The sequence below is a fragment of the Spirosoma litoris genome, assembly GCF_054776755.1.
Genome location: NZ_BAAHBI010000035.1, coordinates 387,339 through 410,739, shown reverse-complemented (window position 1 = coordinate 410,739; position 23,401 = coordinate 387,339). Strand labels below are relative to the sequence as shown.

Sequence of the window (23,401 nt, the reverse complement as noted above, 5' to 3'; positions counted from 1 at the left end):
GTGAAGTTCGGTTGGTTTCGCAGGGGTATTTTGTTTATTTTTACAAATACATAGTAGCTAATTAGTCTGATTATGAACGTACAATATCTTTCTGATGCAGAGGGTAGACACACCGCCATCGTAATTCCTATTGACGAATGGAATACCATAACGGCTAAACATGAGGATTTGAAGATGCTGGAAAAACCGAAGCAGGGTACTACAAGACTTAAGCCTTCGGATTTTGTTGGGTGTATTTCTAAGGAAACAGCACAAAAAATGATTACAGATATTGAACTCAGCCGTAGCCAATGGGAAAGAAGTATTTGATTGATACCAATTTTATGAATTTGGCAAGGACCGAAAGCTTATCTAGCTTATCGTTACTACGTTGATCCGCAAGAGCAAAAAAAACGAGGTTATTATGTAAGCCTATTTTTAGGCTATGGGAGTCTACAATCGCATGAATATGAGGCTGCTCCATCAGATGAAGTCCAACTAATAAAGGAGAAACTAGCGGGCGTACTTCTTGGCTTTCAGCCTTATAAAAGCCATCGCTTTACGGTCGATATTTATGGCGGGCCAGAATACCAGTGGCGCACCATAAAAAATACAAACTCTGCGCTATCTATGCAGGAATCACATTCAGATCGATTATGGCTTAGAGCAGGCTTCTATTTCTGTTTCCGAATAAAGCGGTAGCTCTTTCCATCGACCTGTTTTATAACGGCAAGCAAAAGTGGCTGAACTGAAAAACGCCAACCCGGAGATTATTCCCAGATTGGCGCTCATTCAACTATATTTTGTTGCCTTAGACGGCTATTTTCAATCGCTGCAAAATAGCTTTTACGGGTGTGTCAGAAATAACCCGCACCGTGTGTTCAAGATCAACCGGTACAGCCATATAATCGCCCGCAGATAGTTGCACCAACTCGTCACCAATCAAGCATTCGCAACGACCTTCCAGAATCAGAAAGCTTTCCAGCTCATCGTGATGCTCTTCCGGCCGGATCGAATGCTTGACCCATAGTAAAAACTGCTCGACCTGAGAATCTTTTTGGAGTACATGGCCAAACAGGTTCCGATAATCGGCAGGAGGTTGGATGGAGGCCACTGTCCGTTGCCATTGATCAGCGTCGGAATACTCGTTGATAAACGGTAATGCACTCAGATCAAACGCAGGCGCTCTTTCCAGTTCACCGAGGGCCTTCATAATTTGAGCTTTCAGACCTGGTCTTGGCGCAACCGGTTCGGCCCGTTCAGATTCGGCTAATGTTTTTGTAATCCAATCTAGCTCCGCTTTAATAATTGGGTACTTACGCGCTAGCTGCTCTACCTCCTTCGCTTCGCCGGGACTCAGTACACCTAGTGCATACTGGTCAAGCAGGCCCGATCTTATATATTCCTGTTCGTTAAACTGCATCGCTAAATAGAGCTTTCAATCGGCCAAGCCGTTCCGGTGAGGATTTTTCACTGTGTAAAAGGTACGTTCAACTACTGGCAATAGTTTACCAATAGAAGTTAGGTCGAAAATAGATTATAAGTTGCAAAATAATAGATGCCTACCTGTTTGTTAGGTAAGATTTAGTAATTGGTTCATTTTAACTAGACGATTTTGAATTTTACCAAAGTCCGTTTGCTTTTTTGGTCAATTGAACGCTTCTTGTAGATAGTTTTGAAACGACTATAGCGGGCGAAATGAGGTTCATTCAACCATTTTCTGAACGCCCAATACAAATCAATATACTGCACGACTTACTTCCTCATGGCCGAAAACCAACCGCTTTCTGTTTCGTCTGCCGACGTGGCTGCTGAACCCACTGAATTTAAACGTTCGCTGAGTCTGATCGACTCGACCCTTATCGTTTCCGGCTCCATGATTGGGTCCGGCGTTTTTATTGTTAGTGCCGATATGGCGCGCAACCTTGGCTCATCGGGCTGGTTGCTAATGCTTTGGGTACTAACAGGCGTACTGACGGTAGCGGCTGCACTCAGTTACGGCGAGCTAGCGGGCATGATGCCGAAAGCGGGCGGCCAATACATTTATATTCAGCGGGCTTATGGCCATCTAACGGGCTTCGTTTACGGCTGGACAGTCTTTACCGTGATCCAGACCGGTACCATTGCGGCTGTAGCCGTTGCATTCACCAAATACACGGCTGTATTTATTCCGGCACTCGGTCCCGATAACGTTCTGCTTGCACTTGGACCAATCAAGGTCACGCTGGGGTCTCTCTTTGCTATATCGAGCCTGGTATTACTGACCTGGCTCAACAGTCAGGGTGTTCAAAGTGGCAAGCTCATTCAGAATGTGTTTACCTCGGCTAAGTTGATTGCCTTACTTGGGCTGATTGTTATTGGCATTGCGCTTGGATTCAGTACGGGTATGCTGTCGACCAACCTTACCGATGCCTGGGCTGCCAGCACAACAACCGCAACGGGAGAAGTGCTTCCACTGACGGGTATTGCGCTGATACTGGCCTTTGGCACTTCCATGATTGGTTCTCTATTTTCGGCCGATGCCTGGAATAACGTGACGTTCATTGCGGGAGAGATCAAAAATCCACGCCGAAATATCCCATTAGCGCTGTTCTTCGGAACGTTGATCGTCACCACGATCTATTTCCTGGCTAACGTTTCCTATTTATCATTATTACCGCTGAAAGGCTCACCATCGGGCACCGACATCATCAACCGCGGTATTCAGTTTGCGACCGCCGACCGAGTCGCTACGGCCGCCGTTGAAACGGTTTTCGGAAATGTAGCGGTTACGGTCATGGCTATTCTGATCATGATTTCGACCTTCGGTTGTAACAATGGACTGATTCTGGCTGGTGCACGGTTATATTATGCCATGGCTAAAGATGGTCTTTTCATTAAGCAGGCATCTCATCTAAACAAAAATGCGGTTCCTGGTCGGGCATTGTGGTTGCAATGTATCTGGGCTTCGGTTTTATGTCTTTCCGGGAAATACGGCGATTTGCTCGACTATTGCACCTTCGCTTCATTAGTTTTTTATATGGTTACCATTGCCGGACTGTTCCGTCTCCGACGCACCGAGCCCAACACTGAGCGTCCTTACCGGGCATTTGGCTATCCTTTAGTCCCCGCTCTGTATATCATTGCCGCGCTGACCATCTGTGGTATTCTGCTCTACACCAAAACATTCAATACGGGAATGGGCCTACTCATTGCAGGTTTAGGAATTCCCGTTTATCTCCTGACGAAACGAGGGCAGCAAACAGCTTGATGAGCGATACTTATTGGTTCATTACCCTATAAACACAGATGCCTTAACCGATGGTTAGGGCATCTGTGTTTATACAGCTCATAACTTATTGATTAGTCAAACCGTTTGTCTGAAAAACAACTCAATAGCAGACGAATGAGCAGTTGTATTACCTCATTCTTGTTCTCACACTCCTGCTTAAAATATCAATGAAGCAAAATCGTTTAGTACTATAGTATAAGTATGGTAATCAACTATTCGCTCCGTTTTCTTTCTGTAGGGTTGCTCATTGGCTGGCTTAGTGCCTGTACAGGCGTTGGTCCTACGACAAATCTTTTCAAACCATCGTCACCCCATGAGCAATATGGTCAGTCGCTCAAGGAGGCTAAACTCGACCGTACGGCCTTAGGTCTTGACTGGCTCGCGGCTGGCGAACGAGCACTTCGCGATTCCTTGAAAATTACTATCCCCTATCGCGAAAGTGGCTACTTCTCCGCGAATAAAGCCTTTGCAGTAGGCTATCGTCTGGATGCCCAGCGAGGTGACCGCTTTTTGATAAAAGTTGAAACGCAGGGAGTAAAACAAGCCCAGGTGTTTATAGATGTTTTTTCTCTTGACGATCGCAATCGACTTAGTTTAACAGCGGCTTCAAAAGCTGATACAAACGTGTTAACCTGGGAGCCACGGAAAACACAATCCTATCTCATTCGCATTCAGCCTGAGTTGCTACGAAGTGGCAGCTATACCATCAACGTTACCCGCGAGCCTGCTCTGGCTTTCCCCGTGAAAGGCCGCGATAGCCGTCAAATCAGCAGTTACTTCGGCGCTGTCCGCGATGGTGGCCGTCGGCGGCATGAAGGTGTCGATATCTTTGCGCCTAAAGGCACTCCTGCCCTGGCGTCGGTCGATGGCATCATTACGGGTGTGGGCACCAACACACTTGGCGGAAACGTCGCTTTTCTGACCGATAACGACCGGAATATTCGCCTTTATTACGCCCATTTGGACCGCTGGAATGTTAGCAACGGACAGCATGTGTCCGTTGGCGATACCGTTGGTTTTGTTGGCAACACGGGCAATGCGCGTACCACCGGCCCTCATTTACATTTTGGCATCTATGGGTTCACCGATGGCGCTACAGACCCACTCCCTTACATTCGACTTGGCCGCGGCCCCGCCAAACAAACGTTACTTCCCCTGTCGAGACTGGGCGATACGATTCGCGTATCAGCCCTTAAATCAGCAGTTCGGTTGGCCCCGCATAGCGATTCGCCTGTTTTACGGGAATTGCCCAAATCATCGGCGCTCACTATCGTTGGCGGTACGGAAGCCTGGTTACGGGTGGAGTTACCCGATGGTATGACTGGTTATATCCCCAGCGTGACGACAGAAGCCCAAAAACGCCCACTGTATCGCTTAACTCTGTCGAATCCTCAACCTCTCTTAGAAATTGCCAATCTCCAGGCAGGAGCTATGAAAATGTTGCCTACTGGCTCCGCAATTGATGTGCTCGCTACAACGAACTCCTTTCAGTTAGTACGCAGTCTGGATGGTAAAACAGGCTGGTTGTCTTTGCCAATAGCCTCCAACAAGCCGGTAAATACAGGCACTCGTTAAATCGTGACGAAAATATTGTTTAGACACTATCTAAATTAACCGATACGTTATATCTTTGTGTATTCATTTCCGTAACCATGACGAGTAACGTACCAGCAACGTACCAGGAAGTATTTCGAACAGAGCGAGGTGTTGTTTATCAGTGCGATGCAAGCAATCGACTGATTCTGGAATTTTGGGATACACATACACAATTATCTGCCCGCGATTTTGTTCAGTTTCGGCGCATGGTCGAAACGATCGATATTCGTCAAATGGCGTTAAGCACCGCAGCTGCCCATGACGTTGAAATCCTGACTCCTCCCCGTTCCGAGCGTTGTTATGTACTAACACTTTGTGAAATTGTTCATCTGCGTGAGCTACTCCACGGGGCCAAAGTGATGCTGGAATTAAACGCTATGCTTCGCGAATGTGGCTGCTCATTAGTTGAATAGTCATAAATAGACTTTTTCTAAATTTCCTGATAATCAACCGACACTACAACATGGGTCGGTTTTTTTGTGTTGTTTTGTCATATCGATTTCTCACCGGCAACGGTTACGCATCATGAAAGATTTAGCAAGATTACGCACCTCGATAAAAGAAAGCGTCGAGCTGGCTCTGAACCAGCAAATACAAATGGAGTTGACTGCCTCATCGAAATATTTAGCGATGGCAGGCTGGTGTGATCGTAATGGTCTTGACTATTGCGCAGGCTTTTTCTACAAACAGTCGGAGGAAGAGCGTAAACACGGCATGAAACTATTCCATTACCTCTGCGATCAGGGCGCTACGGCTTACTCGCCCGAAATTCCAGCAGTTGGACAGGAATTTGATTCATTAAAAGCAGTTTTCGAAGCTACGCTGGAACAGGAAATCGCTGTAACGGATTCAATCAATCGGATCATCACGATCTGCCGTCGGGAAAATGACTACGCTACCGAAGAACTTCTGAAGTGGTATGTGAAAGAGCAAATGGAAGAAGAATACATTGCTCGTCGTTGCCTCGACCTGATTGATCAGATCCCAGCCGACCAAGTATATTACTTAGATAAAAAGCTATCTAGTGTTACCTACGAAGATAACGTCTTTGAATAACCAACCTATGAACACATAAAAAAAGGCCTCCAAATTTGGGGGCCTTTTGTGTTAAATCATCATCCATAAGATACAAGGGGGCCATTCTTAGCCTGTCAGCTAAAGATTGGCGGAGGAAAAACCGATTCTACTGAACCGCCATTCGTGCCACAGAAAACGCCCTACAATTCAGCCACTAGCCGCCAGGTAATCCGTCAGACAATCGAAAAATTTCTAAAAGAGATTTTTGTTCAACGTTTCAAGAACCTCTTTAAAAATGAGCGTTTTTGAAACGTTGAACAGTATCCAAGTTAAAGAACTTGAAACATTAAACCTGGAACTTGAAACAATCAATCACCATTCCGGTGATGGAGATCGGCTTACATTTTGCGTCGAATCCGATGCCTCTGTGGAGGCAGCTGAATCCCATGAAGGGTCAACAGGAGTGGCAGGGGTAGGAACACTGGTTTGAATCGTGTCGCAGTTAGCAAGCTTTGACTGCAAATCCTCTATTTTATTTTCTTGTTGCGTGAGATTACGCTGAAAGTCAATCGTCGCATCTTCGAGTCGTTGATGACGTTGGTAGGCAACGCTAAGCAATGCCGCAATGCCCAACAGTAGTACGACGACTACTGCGATAAGCGAATAAATAATTCTTCGGCTTACAGCAGGCATAACAGAACATAAAGCCGCAATTTAACGAAAAGCTATGGCCATAAAAAAACCTGCCGTCTCACCGAAGGCAGGTTTTTCTTTAGTCATTAATTCTATTAGCGAGCGGCACCATAATCCTGGCCAGCACTCTCAGGGAAATTTTTCATAATACTAGTTACTGTTTCCCGGAAAGCCTGATCACGATCTCGCTCTTTGTTACGCGTATTTAACTGACCTGTTGCCCAACCCTGCCAGATGATGTCATTGGTCCGGGCATCCGATACATTAACAACAACCCGGTTTTCTTCATACTGACGCGAGTATACGTTGTTGCCCATACCACCGTACCACCACGAATAAGGCGAGTACATGTTATTGGACTGGATTTGCTGCTTGTCTTTCGAATCCATAAAGAACCGAACAACCAGATCAGCTTCTCCCTGCGTTACAGGCTTATAACCTCGTGCCTTGAGCGACTGATCAAGCGCATCTGCAATCCGACGTTGGTTCAGGTTACTACCCACAATTGGGTCTGCATTGCGTTGACGATCGGCTTCAATCCGATAGGTCGAGAATTGCCGAACGTTTACTTTAGGATCGTAGTCGTATTTAACTGTAATAGCTGGAGCGCAGGACGCCAGCGTACCGACGACGAACAAACTAGTGATTATGCCTTTGAATTTCATGTATTTTGAGTCGTTAATTGTTGTCAAACCGCTTAATAAACGTTGAGAAAACGAGCATTCGTATGTGACACTGAAATAACTAAAACTGGGCCATATTCGTTCCGATTTTAATCCTACACAATCAGCATCAATCTATTGATTATCAGTTGTTATTTATTTGAATTAACTAAATTTAACGACCAATTAATCTGTGTCTTTTATAGAGCCAATTCCTGACTGATTCAACGTATTAATCCTTCGGTTAACCAGGTAAAAAATGGCGCTCACTAACCAAAGAACTTCAGTAAGCGAACTTACCTAAAAAATCCTTCCTGATTCCCTATCTATGACGCTCAGGTAAAGCAAACCGTTGCAATAGATATGCAAAAAATATACTCCATACGCAAGGAAGCCGCTCTCTGGTTAGAGAACGGCTTCCTTATGCTTACTTATAGTTAGCTGGTTTTAAGCACTTGCTAATGCCTCTGCACCACCTACGATTTCGAGAATTTCTGTTGTAATAGCAGCCTGACGCGTACGGTTGTATACTAAACGCAGTTGTTTCAGAAGTTCACCTGCGTTATCCGTTGCTTTGTCCATTGCCGTCATCCGTGCACCATGCTCCGATGCGTTGGAATCCAATACTGCTTTGTACAATTGAATTTTAATCGTTTTCGGAATTAACTCCGTCACGATTTCTACTTCTGAAGGCTCAAATAGGTAATTGATCGAGCTGGCAGAACCGGCTGGAGGAGTTGTCGCTACAATGGGGAGCATTTGTTCTGCCCGAACGATCTGCATGGCAGCGTTCTTAAACTCATTGTAGATCACTTCAACTACATCATAGCGCCCGTTGGCAAATCCTTCCATTGCTTCTTCAGCAGCTTCCCGAACCCGAGGAAAGTTTAACGAGCCGAAAACATCAACGTGCGACGTGTTGACTTTAAAACCCCGGCGTTGGAACGCTTCTGCGCCCTTCTTGCCAATGGCCATAATTTCAACATTGCCCGAACGAGCCTGCGACGAATATTTTTCGTCAATAAGTGCTAAAGCACCTTTCACTGCATTGGTGTTAAAGGCACCGCAAAGACCCCGATCAGAAGTGACGACAATGAGCAATACACGCTCAACAGATCGCTGTTGCTGATAAGGACTTTCTGAAGCCGTTTCTGCACCTGCCGAAACCGTTCCGAGCATCTGGCTCAGTTTCTGTGCGTAGGGCCGTAATTGTGTTATATTCTCCTGTGCCCGGCGCAACTTAGCAGCTGCAACCATTTTCATGGCTTTAGTAATCTGCTGAGTCGAGTTAATCGACGAAATTCGGGCGCGTACTTCTTTTAGTGAGGCCATTTTTACTTAAGTAGTTAGGAGCGAGAAGTGAGAAGCGAGGAGAAAACCGAACACATCAGCTATTCTCACTTCTCGCTCCTAACTACTCACTTCTTAAAACTAATATTGCGCCGAAAGATCAGCAGCTACTTTCTTCAATGTTGCTGTTACTTCGTCGGTTAGTTTACCGGCGCGTAGGTCACTCAGAACAGCTGGGTACTGTGCACTTAATACCATTCCGAATTCACTTTCGAATTCTTTTACTTTATTAACAGGCACTTTATCAAGCAAACCGTTCGTCGAAGCGTAGATAATAGCCACTTGCTGCTCAACCGGAACTGGCGAGTACTGTGGTTGCTTCAACATCTCCTGGTTCCGACGACCCCGTTCGATAGTCAATTTCGTCGAGGCATCAAGATCAGAACCGAATTTAGCAAAGGCTTCCAATTCACGGAACTGAGCCTGGTCCAGCTTCAGTGTACCTGCCACTTTCTTCATCGACTTGATTTGGGCGTTACCACCTACCCGCGATACCGAGATACCTACGTTGATAGCAGGACGGATACCCGCGTTAAACAAGTTCGACTCCAGGAAGATCTGACCATCCGTAATTGAAATTACGTTCGTCGGAATATAAGCCGATACGTCACCAGCCTGGGTTTCAATGATTGGCAACGCGGTTAATGAACCACCACCTTTTACTTTATCTTTCAGACTTGGTGGCAGATCGTTCATCGTTTTCGCGATGTCGTCGTTAGCGTTGACTTTCGCGGCCCGCTCTAACAAACGGCTGTGTAGGTAGAACACGTCGCCTGGATAAGCTTCACGTCCTGGTGGGCGACGCAGCAGCAGCGATACTTCGCGGTAGGCAACAGCTTGTTTCGACAAATCGTCATAAACAACCAGTGCAGGGCGGCCTGTATCACGGAAATATTCACCAATAGCAGCTCCCGTAAATGGTGCGAAGAACTGCATCGGCGATGGGTCAGATGCATTAGCTGCTACGATTACCGTGTAGTCCATAGCACCAGCCTTACGCAGTGTTTGCTCTACCATTTTCACAGTAGATGCTTTCTGACCGCAGGCAACGTAGATACAGAATACAGGCTGACCTTTATCGAAAAACTCTTTCTGGTTGATGATTGTATCAATCGCCACAGCGGTTTTACCCGTCTGACGGTCACCGATAATCAATTCACGCTGACCACGGCCAATGGGGATCATGGCATCAATAGCCTTAATACCGGTTTGCAGTGGCTCATTTACCGGCTGACGGTAGATTACGCCCGGCGCTTTGCGTTCCATCGGCATTTGGAACAACTCACCCTGGATAGGGCCCATACCATCAATTGGCTGACCGAGTGTGTTCACGACGCGGCCAAGAATGCCATCACCCACGTTTACGTAGGCAATCTGATCAGTACGTTTAACGGTATCGCCTTCTTTGATTTCCGAATAATCGCCGAGCAATACAGCTCCGACGTTATCTTCTTCGAGGTTCAGCGCCATGGCCTGAAGCCCATTGTCAAACGACAGCAATTCGCCGGCCTGCACCTTCGAGAGGCCGTAGATACGCGCTACGCCGTCGCCGATTTGCAGCACCGTACCGACTTCCTCGAGTTCAGCCTCGGTTTGGGTTCCGGCCAGTTGCTGGCGCAGAATGGCTGATATCTCGTCGGGTCTTACGGATTCCATATGTGTATAATGAGATTTTAATGTTGTTTTTTCGGCCGCAAAGGTACGACTAAAATTTAATAAAAATGCGATGAAACACAGAATCAATGGCTGAATCTTAGACTTTTCCGATATAATATCCTCAACTTATCGGCCATTGAGCAGGCATCCGAAACCGTTCATCCCAATTAACGGTACTTTAAGCAATCAAAATTGACATAAGCCAAATTTTCAACTACTTTTAATTGTTGAATTCGATATAGAATTATCGTATGATGAATGAGGCTTTCGCTAACTATTTTTTTGGCGAATGAGGCTGTTACTAAACTTTTATCCTATTCATTCACGTTTCAATAGCATTACCGTTCGTTTATATACATCACGTTTCGTTTTCGCATGAAGTTTAATCAATGGATGCTGGCCGGTATTGCGTCGGCCGTTTTTGTCGCTGGTTCCGCGACTGCACAAGTTAAGAAACCTGCCGCTAAAAAGCCGGCATCGGCTAAACCAGCCACCGCTGCTAAACCTGCCACTGCAGGAGCAACAATCGCTTCGACCCAAGATTCCGTTAGTTATAGTATTGGTGTGTTTATGGCTCAGAACCTGAAGCAACAAGGGATTACTGACCTTAACAACGCTTTACTAATGCGCGGGCTGGAAGACGCCTTAAAGGATCTGCCAACTCAGCTAACACAGGCGCAGTGTGGTCAGGTTATGAATAATTTCATGCAGAAGCAGATGGCAGCCCGCAATGCAGAAGGCATGAAAGCCTCTGCCGAAAACAAAAAAATTGGCAGCGCATTTCTGGCCGAAAACAAAACAAAAGCAGGTGTTGTAACGACTGCCAGCGGATTGCAGTATTCAATTGAAAAAGAAGGTACGGGTGCTAAACCAACCGCTACCGATCGGGTTAAAGTACACTACACCGGTCGGCTGATTGATGGTAAAGTTTTTGATAGTTCCGTAGAACGCGGCCAACCCGCCGAATTTGGTGTTACTGAAGTGATCAAAGGCTGGACAGAAGCGCTCCAACTGATGCCTGTCGGCTCGAAATGGAAGCTGTATATCCCCTCTGATTTAGCGTATGGCGACCGGTCAGCCGGTGCCGATATTAAACCCGGCTCAACATTAGTGTTCGATGTTGAGTTACTTGATATTGTTAAACAATAACTAAAGAGTGAAAGAACGAATGAGTGAAAGTGCGAAAACTATCTGGTTACCAAACCGCTCTTTCACTCATTCGTTCTTTCGCCATTAACCTGGGTAATATAGATGAAAAAGTATCTGGTAACCCTATTGCCCGTGCTGATGCTGAGCTTTCAGCCGGACTCCCCTTCGAACGGTGCCCCAGGCGATGTTTCGTCCTTGCAGGCATTGCCAGCAGCCGACGCTGCTGATGATCTGAAACCATCCATTTCACAAGAGAAAGTCGAAGCACTGGTCGCTAAGATACTGACTCAATACCACTACCGGAAAGTGCGGTTGAACGATTCGCTGTCGTCGGTGGTGTGGGACAATTACCTCAAAGAACTTGATGGCAACAAAACGTATCTGTTAGCCTCAGATGTAGCGTCTTTCGAAAAGTACCGCTATCAGATCGATGAAGCACTCGTCAATGGCGATCTGACGGCGGCTTTTGACCTGTACAACGTTTTCCGGAAACGGTACCAGGAACGCAGCGCATTTATTAAGGAGCAGATCAAGAAGCCATTTTCGTTCACCGAAGATGAAAGCTTCAATACTGATCGGGAAAAGGCAGCCTGGCCCAAAACGGTAGAAGAGCAAAATGATCTGTGGCGCAAAATCCTGAAAAACCAGGAGTTAGAACTTAAGCTAGGCAATCGAAAAGATAGCGTTGTTGTGGCAACTATGACCCAGCGTTACGCCAATCTTGACAAAGCATATAATCGGATTAAAAGTGCCGACGTGTTCCAGATCTACATGAACTCGTTTGCCGAAGCCCTTGACCCACATACCAACTATTTTTCGCCGACCAACGCCGACCGTTTCAATCAGGAAATGAGCCAGTCGCTGGAAGGGATTGGGGCTATGCTTCAGGAAGATGGCGAATATATCAAGATTACTAGCGTTTTACCGGGCGGGCCTGCCTTTAAGAGTAACCTGGTTAAGGTCAACGACAAAATTGCGGGTGTAGCCCAGGGCGACAATGGCCCTATGGTGAATACCATGAACTGGCAGGTCGATGAGGTTGTCAAACTGATCAAAGGACCCAAAGGTACGGTCGTACGTTTACAGGTTGTTTCGCCAAACGCATTAGCGGGTGCTCCACCTAAAGAAATTCGGCTAGTTCGGGAGAAAATCAAGCTGGAAGATCAACGTGCTAAAAAAGAAGTCATTGAGGTGACCGATAATGGCAAGACGTTTAAAATTGGGGTTATCAACGTCCCGATGTTCTACCGCGATTTTGAGGGTGCCCGCAAGCGTGAAGAAGGCTTTAGCAGCACAACAAGCGATGTCAAAAAATTCATTGATTCGCTGAAAGCAGAGAAAGTAGCTGGTATCGTCATCGATCTACGCGATGATGGAGGTGGTTCGTTAACCGAAGCCATTAACCTTACCGGTCTATTTATCCCGAAAGGTCCAGTTGTTCAGGTACGTGAATCAAACGGTGAAACGGAAGTATATACCGACCCCGATCCATCTGTCACTTACGATGGTCCGTTGGCCGTTTTAGTAAACCGATTTAGTGCATCGGCTTCCGAAATTTTTGCAGCTGCTATTCAGGATTACAAACGCGGCATTATCGTTGGTGGCCAAACCTTCGGTAAAGGAACGGTACAAACCCTGATTGACCTCAACCAATGGTTACCTAAGGAGCCCGAAAAAGTAGGTCAGGTGAAGATGACGATTCAAAAATTCTATCGCATAAACGGCAGCAGCACGCAGCACAAAGGTGTAACTCCTGATATCCAGTTCCCATCGGCTTTCTCGGCGGAGGAATATGGTGAAAGTTCACAACCAAGTGCCTTGCCCTGGGATCAGATCAATTCGACCCGCTACGAGCAATCTCATGGTCTTGATGATAAAATTTTGGCACGATTGCGTGATCGCTTTGATCAACGTCTGAAATCAGATCCTGAGTTGAAACAACTTGCGCAGGATTTAGCGGATTTCAAGAAAGCTAAAGAAAACACGGTTGTTTCGTTGCAGGAATCGAAACGCCGAAAAGAGCGCGAGGAGGCTGAACGGAAACGTGCAGCCGCCAATAAAGTATCTCAGGCATCGGCTCCAATTGATGAAACTGGCACCCCATCGCCTAATGCGCCCAAGAAGAAAAAAGACCTCTATCTCAATGAAGCAGGTCTTGTTCTGGCCGATTACATTCTGGCTGTCAATAAATAATTCTAGCCAGGAGGTTGTCAGGATTGGTCACTATAAAACCCCGCGTAGCAACTTGTTACGCGGGGTTTTATACTAAATCGTAAATCACAAACTGTAAACCATCAATCATTACGTGTGGTATTTTCTCATCAAGCAAGGTGATCTTGATACAAAACAATATCAGAACCTACAAAAACAGGTATTGCTAACGGAGGTTGAACGATTCAACGAGCCTTACGAAAGCTGGTACATATTTTCGGTCGAGAAAACTGACTATTCAGATTTTATGAATCTTCTGGATCGGGAAGGTATTGCGTATGAACTCGCTACAGAACGACCAACACGAGCAGAAATGCTGGAGGCCATGAAGTAAATCCTAGTGGGTTACTACGTCAGGCGTGTTTGTTAGCGTCAAATTAACCCGTTTGATCTGGTTGAAAAATCGCCAGGTTAACAAAACGGCAGCTATGCTTAGGCCCGTTAGTAGTCCAATCCAGACGCCAACAGCGTCTAGCTTACCAGGGAAAGCGAGTACATAGCTTAGTGGTAAGGCCACAACCCAGTACGAAAACAGGGTAATCAGGGTCGGAATATTAACATCCGATAAACCCCGTAAACTACCCAATGCAACAACCTGTACCCCATCGGAAAGCTGAAAGAAACCAGCAATGATCACCAGCGAAGCTGCGATCTGCATAACTGCCGGATTGTCCCGAATATATAAGGTGACCAGCCAGTCGTTTGCGGTTAGGAATACCAAGGCCATCACCCCCATAAAACTGACGGAAAGCATAAAAGCAGCTACCCCAGCCCGCCATACGCCCTCGCGGCTACCCCGACCAACGGCGGCACTCACCCGAATCGCAGCCGCTGACGAAATACCTGTAGCCATCATGTAGGTAACCGAAGCCATATTGATCGCAATCTGGTGAGCCGCTAATCGATCTTCCCCAAGCCAGCCAACAATCACCACGGCCAGCGCAAAAGTCGCCACCTCAAAGAAAAACGTAAGTCCGCCAGGAATACCCAGACGCAGAATCTCCCATACATATTCAGCCGTTGGTAACGAACGATAAGCCGTTGTCAGATAATTTTTGAAACGCTCAGCCCGATAAATGTAGAGTAGCATTACGCCAGCCATAAACGTTCGGGAGAGAAGCGTAGCCAGGGCAGAACCCATAAGCCCCAGCGTCGGAAACGGCCCTACTCCTTTAATCAACACATAATTAAAAAGGGCATTAATAAGCAAAGCTGAAAGCGTAATAGCCATAGCCACTCGTGGATAACGCAGGCCATCGCAAAGTTGACGGGCGGCCACAAACACCATCAGCGGCAGCAACGATACACTCAGAATGAGCATAAAATCCCGCGTCAGCCGCGTCACCTCCGGCGTTTGACCAAACAACTCAAAATTAAATGCCAGCAGTGCCGAAAGGCCTCCCAATACAACGCTTAGTAATAAGGCAACCCGAAGCCCAGCCCGAAACAATCGGTTAATACCAGCCACGTCGCTTTGGTTGTACGCCTTGGAAACTAAGGCAGCCACAACCGACAATCCACCTACCCCAATGCTCGACATCAGGAATGAGAGCGAATTGGCCAACCCAGCGGCTCCTAATGGTACAGCGCCCAGTAATCGCCCAACAAACAAGTTATCGGTTACCCCCATCAATACCACGCCTAATTGAGCAATAATAATCGGTATACTCAATCGAATCGTGTCAGAAAGTTCGGTGCGGAAGTTGGTTAGCATGGGGCGAGGTGCAAGGAGCGCGAAGCAGGCCACAAAAATAACATATTCTACCTAACAACTCCGCACACCCTGCTCCGTGCTTCTTGCACCTCGCTCCTTTCTTCGTACTTTTGTTTTTACTATCACAAATCCGACAAGGACTTGAAAGAATACGGCAGTAGTATCCAAAAGTTGGTTGACAACATGGTCAACATCGAAGATCGGGAAAAGCGCACCCGATACGCGCATATCCTGATTGAATTGATGCGGCAAATTCACCCCAACATGAAAGATGGTCAGGATTACTACAACAAGTTGTGGGATGACCTATATATAATGTCTGGTTTCACACTGGATGTTGACAGTCCTTATCCACCTCCATCCGAAGAAGCACTCGGCAAAAAACCGCAGCGAGTTCCCTATAATACGCACCATTTGAAGTTTAAACATTTTGGTCGTAACGTAGATTTATTGATTGCCAAGGCTGTCTCGTTAGAAGACCCCGACGAACGGCGGGCTTTCGTTTCTTATTTAACACGTCTGATGCGTACGTTCTATCAGGCCTGGAACAAAGAATCGGTCGAAGACGAGACCATTTACCAGAGCCTAATCGAACTCTCGAATGGTAAGCTTTACGATGATATTAAACTGATTCGGGAAGAAGGCCTTGTTGAAGCGACTCCCCGTGAGCGCACCGGCGACCAGCCACAACGCCTGGGCGGTAATACGTATCGGAACGATCGGAACCGCGACAACCGCAATGACGGATCAGGCATGAATCAGGGGCGCTCAAACCGAGATGGGGGCCAGCGTAATTTCAGTAACCGAAACAACCGTAATGACGGACCACGTGATGGGGGATCAGGTTCGAATCAGGGCGGGCGGCCAAACCGAGACGGGGGTGGTCAACGCAACTTCGGCAACCGAAATGGCGGCCCCAATCGGAATAACGACCGGAACCGGAACGACCGTGATGGGGGATCTGGAAATGGTTCTGACAACCAAAGACGGAGACGATAATTTTCCAATGATGAATTATAAACGATGAATGCATACATAATCAGCCTAACTCATCATTTATAATTTATCATTCATCATTCATCATTTTACAAATGGCATCTTTTCAAATTACAGGAGGGCGTAAACTCAAAGGCGAACTTATTCCACAGGGCGCCAAAAACGAAGCGTTACAAATTCTTTGCGCTGTACTCCTGACCAAAGAACCCGTTATCATCCATAATATTCCAGGTATTCGCGATGTCAACCAGCTTATCGACTTGCTGGGTGATTTGGGTGTTTGGGTAACTAAAATTGGCGAAAGTTCTTACCGTTTTCAGGCCAGTGATGTTAATCTGGATTATCTGGAAACCGATACATACAAGCGCAAAGCGGCTGCCCTTCGCGGCTCGGTGATGTTACTTGGCCCCATGCTGGCCCGGTTCAAAAAAGGACGTATTCCCCGGCCTGGTGGCGACAAAATTGGCCGTCGGCGGTTAGATACGCACTTTTTAGGTTTCGAGAAACTGGGTGCCCAATTCAACTATGATGCCAATGACGGTGGCTATTATCAGGTTGATGCCAGTAATCTTCGAGGTACCTACATGCTCCTTGATGAAGCGTCAGTAACGGGTACTGCTAATATCCTGATGGCCGCTGTTATGGCCGAAGGAATTACAACCATTTACAATGCTGCCTGTGAGCCTTACCTACAACAGTTGAGCCGGATGCTCAATTCGATGGGCGCAAAAATTTCTGGCGTAGGTTCCAATCTGCTTACGATTGAGGGTGTTACGGAACTGAAAGGTACCGAACACACTATGCTACCCGATATGATCGAAATTGGCTCGTTCATTGGTTTAGCGGCCATGACACAATCGGAGATTACGATCAAAAACTGCCGGATTCCTGAGTTGGGCATTATTCCTGACCAGTTCAAACGGTTAGGCATTCAGATGGAATTTCGGGGTGATGACATTTACGTTCCTGCTCAGGAGCACTATCAGATCGAAAGTTTTCTGGATGGCGGCATGATGACCGTTGCCGATTCTCCCTGGCCTGGCTTCACGCCCGACTTACTCAGTATTGTTCTCGTAACCGCTGTTCAGGCGCAAGGAACGCTACTTATCCACCAAAAAATGTTCGAAAGTCGGCTGTTCTTTGTGGATAAACTAATCGACATGGGTGCTCAGATTATTCTCTGCGATCCCCACCGAGCTACGGTTGTTGGCTTAAACCGTCAGGTTCCTCTAAAAGGCATTCGGATGTCGTCGCCAGATATTCGGGCGGGGGTTGCGTTACTGATTGCAGCTATGTCGGCTAAGGGAACCAGTATTATCGACAGCATTGAGCAGATCGACCGGGGTTATCAACACATCGACACGCGTCTGAATGCGATTGGCGCGGAGATTATCCGGTTGTAATCTAGTCACTTACACAATAGGCTATTTTTTCGAAGAGGGGCAGATTTTGCCCCTCTTTTGTTTGCTATAAGCCATCTATCTCCTTGCTGCTAAGGCACATTCACTAAACCTTCTGGCCTAATTCTTGTCTTTAGAGTATAACCCGCTTACTTTAACGGCAAAACATAGTCCATTAGATCAGTACACACAATGAAAACGTTCCAATCTAATTTATCCCTTTGGGCAATTGCGGCCCTGCTAGCTGGTGGTTCTTTAACAGCCTGTGCCCAGGCAACAACTGGCTCAACCGCAGCAACTAGTACAGCTAGTGATCCTGCTAAAACAACGCTTCTAACGCCTTTACAGCAGTCCGTTACGAAAATAAAAAAACTGGTAGCTACGGGCGATCCCGATTTCGATTACTCTTTTCAGGCAAAGCTTCATGCTCAAGGTGTTCAGGATTTATTGAAACAGGAAATTCAGAGCGGGAAAGACACGGCATTGATAAAAATGGCCAAGACCATGCTTCCCACCGTTGATGCCGACGTTACGCTACTGGATGGCACCATGCGTCAGCTGAAGCCAACGCGCCCTAACCAGGCTTATACGCAGGCCCAGAGTCGTAATATTGAGGCTATGAGCCTGAAGTTACAACAAACAGGTAGCAGTGATAAACTGACCAGTAACCTGGATAAAAACTTTTCAACATTACTGATGGATCAACGTCAGGATGCGATCGATATGGCGACGACTTACCTAAAATATGGTAATAACGCTACCCTGAAAACGTATGCTCAGGGGTTGATTGATAAATCAACACAGCAGATTGCCCAACTTAAGGCGACAATTAAATAAACAGAGCGTTCTTACGGGCGTTTAGAAATGGTAGGTATATTCAGGCCTACCATTTCTAGTTTTATGGAAGTAACAAATACGTTCATACCAACAGCAGGTACTGTTGGTATTTTTTCGATGGTCACGTACTTTTTCCTGGTCGTAGCCGCGTTTGCTTTTCTAGGCACATTTATAATATCGCTTATCACGCCAAGAATTTCTTCTTTAGAGCAGCGCAATTCAACAGAACCCAATAGCTTCATCCTGACTACGATTAGTACGGTTATAGCAGGATTCACCTATTATTTAATCCAGTCGTACTATCACGATATACTGGCGGAAATGGCGACCGTAAGCGATCCAACTGATCGCCAAACCCTGATTCGGGAATCCTACAATGCTATTGGTCAATACCGATACATAGCCTGGTTTATCACGATTCCTTTGTTGCTGGTTCAGCTAATCGCGCTCCTTCGCCTTCCGTTTAGTACCTACAAAAGGCAACTGCTGGGATTAATAATGGCCACCTTATTTATGGTTTTTGCCAGCTATATTGGTCATGAACAGCTTTCCTTTGACAACGAAATAGAAACTATACCTAAATTAGTCTGGGGACTCATCGCTCTGATCGACTACGTTACGATTGTCTTTACACTTAATAAGCTCTGGAAAGAGGCTGGTAGCCAGGCTCATCCCGCCTTCCGGCTATCAGCCCTAACAGTTGCTGGAGCTTGGGGAATTTATTTCATTGGCTATTTCCTCACCCTTGCTCCTATCGATTTCAACTGGATACATCTGGCGTTTACGATCACCGACCTTATCAGTTTGATTGGTATAGGGATAGTTGTTTATTTAGTCAACTCAAACCGTTGGCAGACGAACATCTAACCTTATTCACCACTCATTCCTATGCATATCATTTACAGGCTTATTCTCGTATTCGCCTTAATTACCCAGCAGATAGCACAAGCTCAAAATGGCATTGTGGTTTTTCAGTCCGATTTTGGGCTGAAAGACGGGGCTGTTTCGGCAATGAAAGGAGTGGCTCTGGGTGTTTCGCCGACGCTCAAGTTGTTTGATCTTACGCACGAAATACCAGCCTATAACATCTGGGAAGCCGCCTATCGACTCTACCAAACGGCAACGTATTATCCTAAAGGAACCGTGTTTGTATCGGTGTGCGATCCTGGTGTGGGTACCGAACGGCGTTCGGTGGTGTTGTTAACAAAATCTGGTCATTATATTGTGACACCCGACAACGGTACGCTCACGCTGATTGCTGAGCAACTCGGTATCCGGGAGATTCGGCAGATCAACGAAGCGATTAACCGACGCAAAAATTCGAACGAGTCGTATACGTTCCATGGCCGTGATGTATACGCTTATACAGCTGCCCGGCTGGCATCTCACACGATTACGTTTGCACAAGTTGGTGCCAAACTTCCAAATGAGGTAGTACGCTTACCGTATCAGAAAGCCGAATACAAAGATGGCCTGGTGAAAGGGACCATTCCCATTCTCGATATTCAGTACGGCAACGTTTGGAGCAATATTCCCAAAGCGATGATTGAGCAACTGGGTGTTAAACCAGGTGAAATGCTTCGGGTTCAGATTTTTCAGGATGGTAAATCAGTCTACGATAAGTCGGCCCGATGGGTAAATACGTTTGGCGAAGCACCCGTTGGCGATGATGTAGCATATATCAATAGCTTGATGGATTTTTCGATTGCGGTCAATCAGGGCAATTTTTCGGAGAAATATAAGGTCTTTAGTGGCTCAGCCTGGACGATTGTGGTGAGTAAATGAATTCTGGCACGAGCAAATGCTTGCGCCAGAATCTAATTAAACATGTTGCATTGTATTTAATTTCCGGTAGAAGCCCTCCTCTAAGGCTAACAGGTCGTCGTGCCGGCCCCGTTCTACAATACGGCCCTGATTCACAACCAGGATGACATCGGCGTGTTGAATAGTGCTTAGTCGGTGAGCAATTACGAGCGTTGTCCGATTAGCCATCAGGCGAGTTAACGCTTCCTGCACTAGTTTTTCCGATTCGGTGTCGAGCGCCGACGTTGCTTCATCCAGAATAAGAATGGGTGGGTTTTTCAGAATAGCCCGGGCAATGCTGATACGCTGCCGTTGTCCACCCGACAATTTACCACCCCGATCGCCAATAATGGTCTGGTAGCCATCGGGCTGTGCCATAATGAAATCGTGAGCATTGGCAATCCGGGCGGCTTCTATTACCTGTGCCTCAGTTGCGGCATTCCCAAAAGCAATGTTGTTGAAAATTGTATCGTTAAACAGGATACTTTCCTGGGTAACAATACCCATTTGCGATCGTAACGACGCCATACTACAATCGCGCAAATCCACGCCGTCAATCAGAATTTGCCCGGCTGTGGGATCGTAAAACCGAGGGACCAGATCGGCAATCGTCGATTTTCCCCCTCCAGATGACCCAACCAACGCTATCGTTTTGCCTTTTGGCAAGTCAAAGCTAATATCTTGCAGAACCGGCGTATCCGGATTGTAGGCAAAGGAAACATGCTGCATCGAAATCCGATCCCGGAAGTCCGTCAACGTTATAGCATTGGGTTTGTCCTGAATAGCGGGGGGCATATCGATCAGTTCCAGAACCCGTTCGCCCGAAGCAAGTCCCCGTTGCGAGGCACTGAACGCATTGGAAATGTCTTTGGCTGGACGCGTCACCTGCGAAAAAATAGCGATGTAGGTAATGAATTCAGCCGCCGTCAACTCCGACTGGCCGCTCAACACCAGCGATCCGCCATAGAATAAAATACTAGCAACAACCGCGACTCCGACTACTTCCGAAAAAGGAGACGCCAGTTCGCGCCGATTGGCCAACGAGCGGACAGCATCCCGATACCCTTCGTTTTCCTGACGAAATTTATCCAAGATAAAACCCTCTGCCACAAAGCCTTTTACGACACGCATGCCGCCAAACGTTTCATCGAGCAAACTCAACAAGCCACTTAGTCGAAGCTGAACATCCTGCGCATCACGCTTCATTCGCCGAACAAGGGTGGCGATGAATATACCCGAAACGGGAATCACGAGAATAGCGAACAGGGTTAATTTCACCGAAGTCGCGAGTAAGGCAATGATGTAGCCAATTAGCAAAAAGACTTCTTTCGAGGCAGCAGAAAGCGTATTGGCGATTGAGTTTTCTACCTCCTGTACGTCGGTCGTAGTGCGGGAAATCAGGTTCCCTTTCCGCTCATTCGAGAAAAAACCAAGATGTAATTGAAGCGTTTTGGAAAATACCGCTTCACGCAACTTGGCCACCATTCTCGCCTTAAACGACTCCAATTGCCTTACTGACAAATACTTAAACAGATTATTGAACAGTACAGAAAGGACAATCACAAAGCAGACGAATTGCAAAGCGCCCACTTTGCCATACTCCTGAAATATTTGCGCGAGGTAGTATTTGAAGAAATCGGTAGGGCCACTTGTCAACGAAGGAGCAGGCTGATTCAAAAATGCCTGCATTTGCTTGGCGTCGACCTTATCGAACAGGATACTGAGCAGCGGAATCAGTAATGTAAAATTCAACACACCAAATACGCTGGATAATAGCGACGTCAAGACGAACGGCGTCAGGAATCGGCTCAGCGGTTTGGCAAACGAGAGTAATCGAAGGTACGTTTTCATTATCCTGCAAAGGTATGTCTGAACCGGGATTTTTATGATTTTACTGACCGACTATGATTTTTATTAATCCACACAGAATCATAGTCGGTCAGTAAAATCATAAAAATCCCGGTTCAGACTATACCTAAGATTTGGAGGTATATAGATTTCTTTTGTACGTTTGAACTATGAACACGTCCAATAATTCCTCTTTATTGAAAGGTAGTCTGTCGGTCATGATTTTGCGGTTGCTGGAAGACCACGAGAAGATGTACGGCTACGAGATTACGCAGAAGGTAAAAGACCTGACAGCGGGCGAAATGACCATTACGGAAGGAGCCCTTTACCCTGCCCTACACAAACTTGAAGCAGAAGGTCTGCTCACCACCGAAACGCAAGTTGTAGATGGTCGCGCCCGCAAATACTACTCGCTCACCAAGAGCGGCCATACGGAAGCCGCCGGGCGAATCGCTGAACTAACCTCGTTTCTGGAAAATCTGAATCTGGTATTGAAATTGAAACCAAGTATTTAATGATGCTCACTCCCACCCAACTCACCGCTATTGATAATCATTTACGCAAGGAGAACTGGTTGCTCAATGAAGATCTGGTTGCTGAACTCACCGACCATTATGTAGCAGGCATAGAAGACCGGCTCGCCCAAGGCATGGCTTTCGACGTGGCTTTGCGGGAGATTCATACAGGCTTTGGTGGCAGGAAAGGATTATTGAAAATGGAGGAAGAATATCAAACGCAGAAGTTTCATCAGACTAAACTGATGGAATGGCGGCTGATTCAATCGTTTACTTATGGGCCTCGCTGGTTCATTAGCGTTGGCATCTTTATAAGTTTGTTTGTTTTAAATACCTCTCTGGACCAGCAGGAAACGGTTGAATCAGCTTTAAGTATGGGCTTTTGGTTTGTCTCAAGTTCTGTCGTCGGCAATTTATTGAGCGGTTTTATCTCTCTCTATCGAAATCTACGAGAGGTTAATCCAGTTATCCTGCGTTCAAACTCTGCGTTATATATAGGAGCTTACCTAACCAGTTTATCCTTACTATTAGCCAACAAATACTTATTCCCGACCTTCTCTTTTAGCTTATCTGATAGCTCAATAGTACTACTAAATACCCTCCTGGAAACGCTTTGTATAGTTTACTACATAGCTGTAATCATTTCCCTTCGAACACTCTTGTTGAATAACCGCCAAAATTCCATCAAAAAAATAGCCTAATCA

Annotated in this window: 22 protein-coding genes; 15 read left to right on the top strand and 7 right to left on the bottom strand. The window is 46.5% G+C overall.

The genetic code is table 11. The annotated features are described in order from the left end of the window. The first annotated feature begins 72 nt into the window (after nucleotides 1-72). Nucleotides 73-309, top strand: a complete 237-nt coding sequence (locus tag ACYVGR_RS21030; RefSeq protein ID WP_460960302.1) for a hypothetical protein — start codon at nucleotides 73-75, stop codon at nucleotides 307-309. Between the two features lie 481 nt (nucleotides 310-790). On the opposite strand, the gene ACYVGR_RS21025 is transcribed toward ACYVGR_RS21030, so the two are convergent. After that, nucleotides 791-1,402: a cupin domain-containing protein gene (locus ACYVGR_RS21025; protein ID WP_460960300.1), complete on the bottom strand. Its 612-nt coding sequence runs from the start codon at nucleotides 1,400-1,402 to the stop codon at nucleotides 791-793. Nucleotides 1,403-1,744: 342 nt separating this feature from the next. Here ACYVGR_RS21025 and ACYVGR_RS21020 point away from each other — a divergent pair, with 342 nt between their 5' ends. From ACYVGR_RS21020 to ACYVGR_RS21005, 4 genes are all read left to right on the top strand, one after another. After that, entirely contained in the window at nucleotides 1,745-3,229 is a 1,485-nt protein-coding gene (locus tag ACYVGR_RS21020; RefSeq protein ID WP_460960298.1) for an APC family permease, read from the top strand. 222 nt (nucleotides 3,230-3,451) lie between these two features. Continuing rightward, on the top strand, nucleotides 3,452-4,825 hold the full coding sequence (locus tag ACYVGR_RS21015) for a peptidoglycan DD-metalloendopeptidase family protein (RefSeq protein WP_460960294.1): 1,374 nt from the start codon (nucleotides 3,452-3,454) through the stop codon (nucleotides 4,823-4,825). A 77-nt stretch (nucleotides 4,826-4,902) separates the two neighbouring features. After that, on the top strand, nucleotides 4,903-5,259 hold the full coding sequence (locus ACYVGR_RS21010) for a hypothetical protein (protein WP_460960292.1): 357 nt from the start codon (nucleotides 4,903-4,905) through the stop codon (nucleotides 5,257-5,259). A gap of 112 nt (nucleotides 5,260-5,371) precedes the next feature. Further along, nucleotides 5,372-5,902: a ferritin gene (locus tag ACYVGR_RS21005; RefSeq protein ID WP_460960290.1), complete on the top strand. Its 531-nt coding sequence runs from the start codon at nucleotides 5,372-5,374 to the stop codon at nucleotides 5,900-5,902. 333 nt (nucleotides 5,903-6,235) lie between these two features. Here the strand turns inward: ACYVGR_RS21005 and ACYVGR_RS21000 are convergent, their stop codons facing one another. The 4 genes from ACYVGR_RS21000 to atpA form a co-directional block, all read right to left on the bottom strand. Continuing rightward, nucleotides 6,236-6,556: a hypothetical protein gene (locus tag ACYVGR_RS21000; RefSeq protein WP_460960288.1), complete on the bottom strand. Its 321-nt coding sequence runs from the start codon at nucleotides 6,554-6,556 to the stop codon at nucleotides 6,236-6,238. 95 nt (nucleotides 6,557-6,651) lie between these two features. Continuing rightward, on the bottom strand, nucleotides 6,652-7,221 hold the full coding sequence (locus tag ACYVGR_RS20995) for a DUF4136 domain-containing protein (RefSeq protein WP_157590639.1): 570 nt from the start codon (nucleotides 7,219-7,221) through the stop codon (nucleotides 6,652-6,654). 444 nt (nucleotides 7,222-7,665) lie between these two features. Beyond that, nucleotides 7,666-8,550, bottom strand: a complete 885-nt coding sequence (gene atpG / locus ACYVGR_RS20990) for an ATP synthase F1 subunit gamma (protein WP_460960285.1) — start codon at nucleotides 8,548-8,550, stop codon at nucleotides 7,666-7,668. A gap of 99 nt (nucleotides 8,551-8,649) precedes the next feature. After that, nucleotides 8,650-10,224 carry a F0F1 ATP synthase subunit alpha gene (gene atpA, locus ACYVGR_RS20985; RefSeq protein WP_460960283.1) on the bottom strand — a complete coding sequence of 525 codons (1,575 nt, stop codon included), beginning with the start codon at nucleotides 10,222-10,224 and terminating at the stop codon, nucleotides 8,650-8,652. Between the two features lie 375 nt (nucleotides 10,225-10,599). Here atpA and ACYVGR_RS20980 point away from each other — a divergent pair, with 375 nt between their 5' ends. From ACYVGR_RS20980 to ACYVGR_RS20970, 3 genes are all read left to right on the top strand, one after another. After that, nucleotides 10,600-11,373 carry an FKBP-type peptidyl-prolyl cis-trans isomerase gene (locus tag ACYVGR_RS20980; RefSeq protein ID WP_460960282.1) on the top strand — a complete coding sequence of 258 codons (774 nt, stop codon included), beginning with the start codon at nucleotides 10,600-10,602 and terminating at the stop codon, nucleotides 11,371-11,373. A gap of 102 nt (nucleotides 11,374-11,475) precedes the next feature. Continuing rightward, the gene (locus tag ACYVGR_RS20975) at nucleotides 11,476-13,566 is read left to right on the top strand and encodes a carboxy terminal-processing peptidase (RefSeq protein ID WP_460960280.1); all 2,091 of its coding nucleotides are present in this window, start codon (nucleotides 11,476-11,478) and stop codon (nucleotides 13,564-13,566) included. Between the two features lie 112 nt (nucleotides 13,567-13,678). Beyond that, nucleotides 13,679-13,918, top strand: a complete 240-nt coding sequence (locus tag ACYVGR_RS20970; protein WP_460960278.1) for a hypothetical protein — start codon at nucleotides 13,679-13,681, stop codon at nucleotides 13,916-13,918. 3 nt (nucleotides 13,919-13,921) lie between these two features. On the opposite strand, the gene ACYVGR_RS20965 is transcribed toward ACYVGR_RS20970, so the two are convergent. Further along, nucleotides 13,922-15,298, bottom strand: a complete 1,377-nt coding sequence (locus tag ACYVGR_RS20965; protein ID WP_460960276.1) for an MATE family efflux transporter — start codon at nucleotides 15,296-15,298, stop codon at nucleotides 13,922-13,924. A gap of 141 nt (nucleotides 15,299-15,439) precedes the next feature. Here ACYVGR_RS20965 and ACYVGR_RS20960 point away from each other — a divergent pair, with 141 nt between their 5' ends. From ACYVGR_RS20960 to ACYVGR_RS20940, 5 genes are all read left to right on the top strand, one after another. Next, nucleotides 15,440-16,297 carry a DUF4290 domain-containing protein gene (locus tag ACYVGR_RS20960; protein ID WP_460960274.1) on the top strand — a complete coding sequence of 286 codons (858 nt, stop codon included), beginning with the start codon at nucleotides 15,440-15,442 and terminating at the stop codon, nucleotides 16,295-16,297. Between the two features lie 92 nt (nucleotides 16,298-16,389). Beyond that, nucleotides 16,390-17,697, top strand: coding sequence for a UDP-N-acetylglucosamine 1-carboxyvinyltransferase (gene murA / locus ACYVGR_RS20955; RefSeq protein WP_460960272.1), 1,308 nt, complete (start codon nucleotides 16,390-16,392; stop codon nucleotides 17,695-17,697). A 189-nt stretch (nucleotides 17,698-17,886) separates the two neighbouring features. Then, nucleotides 17,887-18,531 (top strand): DUF305 domain-containing protein, encoded by a 645-nt coding sequence (locus ACYVGR_RS20950; RefSeq protein ID WP_460960270.1) that lies wholly within the window; start codon nucleotides 17,887-17,889, stop codon nucleotides 18,529-18,531. A 63-nt stretch (nucleotides 18,532-18,594) separates the two neighbouring features. Further along, nucleotides 18,595-19,398: a bacteriorhodopsin gene (locus ACYVGR_RS20945; RefSeq protein ID WP_460960268.1), complete on the top strand. Its 804-nt coding sequence runs from the start codon at nucleotides 18,595-18,597 to the stop codon at nucleotides 19,396-19,398. Nucleotides 19,399-19,419: 21 nt separating this feature from the next. Next, the gene (locus ACYVGR_RS20940) at nucleotides 19,420-20,316 is read left to right on the top strand and encodes an SAM hydrolase/SAM-dependent halogenase family protein (protein WP_460960266.1); all 897 of its coding nucleotides are present in this window, start codon (nucleotides 19,420-19,422) and stop codon (nucleotides 20,314-20,316) included. Between the two features lie 36 nt (nucleotides 20,317-20,352). Here the strand turns inward: ACYVGR_RS20940 and ACYVGR_RS20935 are convergent, their stop codons facing one another. Further along, on the bottom strand, nucleotides 20,353-22,185 hold the full coding sequence (locus ACYVGR_RS20935) for an ABC transporter ATP-binding protein (RefSeq protein ID WP_460960264.1): 1,833 nt from the start codon (nucleotides 22,183-22,185) through the stop codon (nucleotides 20,353-20,355). Nucleotides 22,186-22,352: 167 nt separating this feature from the next. On the opposite strand from ACYVGR_RS20935, the gene ACYVGR_RS20930 reads away from it, so the two are divergent. Both ACYVGR_RS20930 and ACYVGR_RS20925 read left to right on the top strand, forming a co-directional pair. Continuing rightward, on the top strand, nucleotides 22,353-22,697 hold the full coding sequence (locus tag ACYVGR_RS20930; RefSeq protein ID WP_460960262.1) for a PadR family transcriptional regulator: 345 nt from the start codon (nucleotides 22,353-22,355) through the stop codon (nucleotides 22,695-22,697). Further along, nucleotides 22,697-23,398 carry a hypothetical protein gene (locus tag ACYVGR_RS20925; protein ID WP_460960260.1) on the top strand — a complete coding sequence of 234 codons (702 nt, stop codon included), beginning with the start codon at nucleotides 22,697-22,699 and terminating at the stop codon, nucleotides 23,396-23,398. Before ACYVGR_RS20930 ends, ACYVGR_RS20925 begins: the two co-directional genes overlap by 1 nt. Nucleotides 23,399-23,401 lie beyond the last annotated feature (3 nt).

Bases quoted from the DNA above. Each gene is read 5' to 3' on its own strand.
- ACYVGR_RS21030 (WP_460960302.1), top strand. From the start codon at position 73: ATGAACGTACAATATCTTTCTGATGCAGAGGGTAGACACACCGCCATC.
- ACYVGR_RS21025 (WP_460960300.1), bottom strand. From the start codon at position 1,402: ATGCAGTTTAACGAACAGGAATATATAAGATCGGGCCTGCTTGACCAG.
- ACYVGR_RS21020 (WP_460960298.1), top strand. From the start codon at position 1,745: ATGGCCGAAAACCAACCGCTTTCTGTTTCGTCTGCCGACGTGGCTGCT.
- ACYVGR_RS21015 (WP_460960294.1), top strand. From the start codon at position 3,452: ATGGTAATCAACTATTCGCTCCGTTTTCTTTCTGTAGGGTTGCTCATT.
- ACYVGR_RS21010 (WP_460960292.1), top strand. From the start codon at position 4,903: ATGACGAGTAACGTACCAGCAACGTACCAGGAAGTATTTCGAACAGAG.
- ACYVGR_RS21005 (WP_460960290.1), top strand. From the start codon at position 5,372: ATGAAAGATTTAGCAAGATTACGCACCTCGATAAAAGAAAGCGTCGAG.
- ACYVGR_RS21000 (WP_460960288.1), bottom strand. From the start codon at position 6,556: ATGCCTGCTGTAAGCCGAAGAATTATTTATTCGCTTATCGCAGTAGTC.
- ACYVGR_RS20995 (WP_157590639.1), bottom strand. From the start codon at position 7,221: ATGAAATTCAAAGGCATAATCACTAGTTTGTTCGTCGTCGGTACGCTG.
- atpG (WP_460960285.1), bottom strand. From the start codon at position 8,550: ATGGCCTCACTAAAAGAAGTACGCGCCCGAATTTCGTCGATTAACTCG.
- atpA (WP_460960283.1), bottom strand. From the start codon at position 10,224: ATGGAATCCGTAAGACCCGACGAGATATCAGCCATTCTGCGCCAGCAA.
- ACYVGR_RS20980 (WP_460960282.1), top strand. From the start codon at position 10,600: ATGAAGTTTAATCAATGGATGCTGGCCGGTATTGCGTCGGCCGTTTTT.
- ACYVGR_RS20975 (WP_460960280.1), top strand. From the start codon at position 11,476: ATGAAAAAGTATCTGGTAACCCTATTGCCCGTGCTGATGCTGAGCTTT.
- ACYVGR_RS20965 (WP_460960276.1), bottom strand. From the start codon at position 15,298: ATGCTAACCAACTTCCGCACCGAACTTTCTGACACGATTCGATTGAGT.
- murA (WP_460960272.1), top strand. From the start codon at position 16,390: ATGGCATCTTTTCAAATTACAGGAGGGCGTAAACTCAAAGGCGAACTT.
- ACYVGR_RS20950 (WP_460960270.1), top strand. From the start codon at position 17,887: ATGAAAACGTTCCAATCTAATTTATCCCTTTGGGCAATTGCGGCCCTG.
- ACYVGR_RS20945 (WP_460960268.1), top strand. From the start codon at position 18,595: ATGGAAGTAACAAATACGTTCATACCAACAGCAGGTACTGTTGGTATT.
- ACYVGR_RS20940 (WP_460960266.1), top strand. From the start codon at position 19,420: ATGCATATCATTTACAGGCTTATTCTCGTATTCGCCTTAATTACCCAG.
- ACYVGR_RS20935 (WP_460960264.1), bottom strand. From the start codon at position 22,185: ATGAAAACGTACCTTCGATTACTCTCGTTTGCCAAACCGCTGAGCCGA.
- ACYVGR_RS20930 (WP_460960262.1), top strand. From the start codon at position 22,353: ATGAACACGTCCAATAATTCCTCTTTATTGAAAGGTAGTCTGTCGGTC.
- ACYVGR_RS20925 (WP_460960260.1), top strand. From the start codon at position 22,697: ATGATGCTCACTCCCACCCAACTCACCGCTATTGATAATCATTTACGC.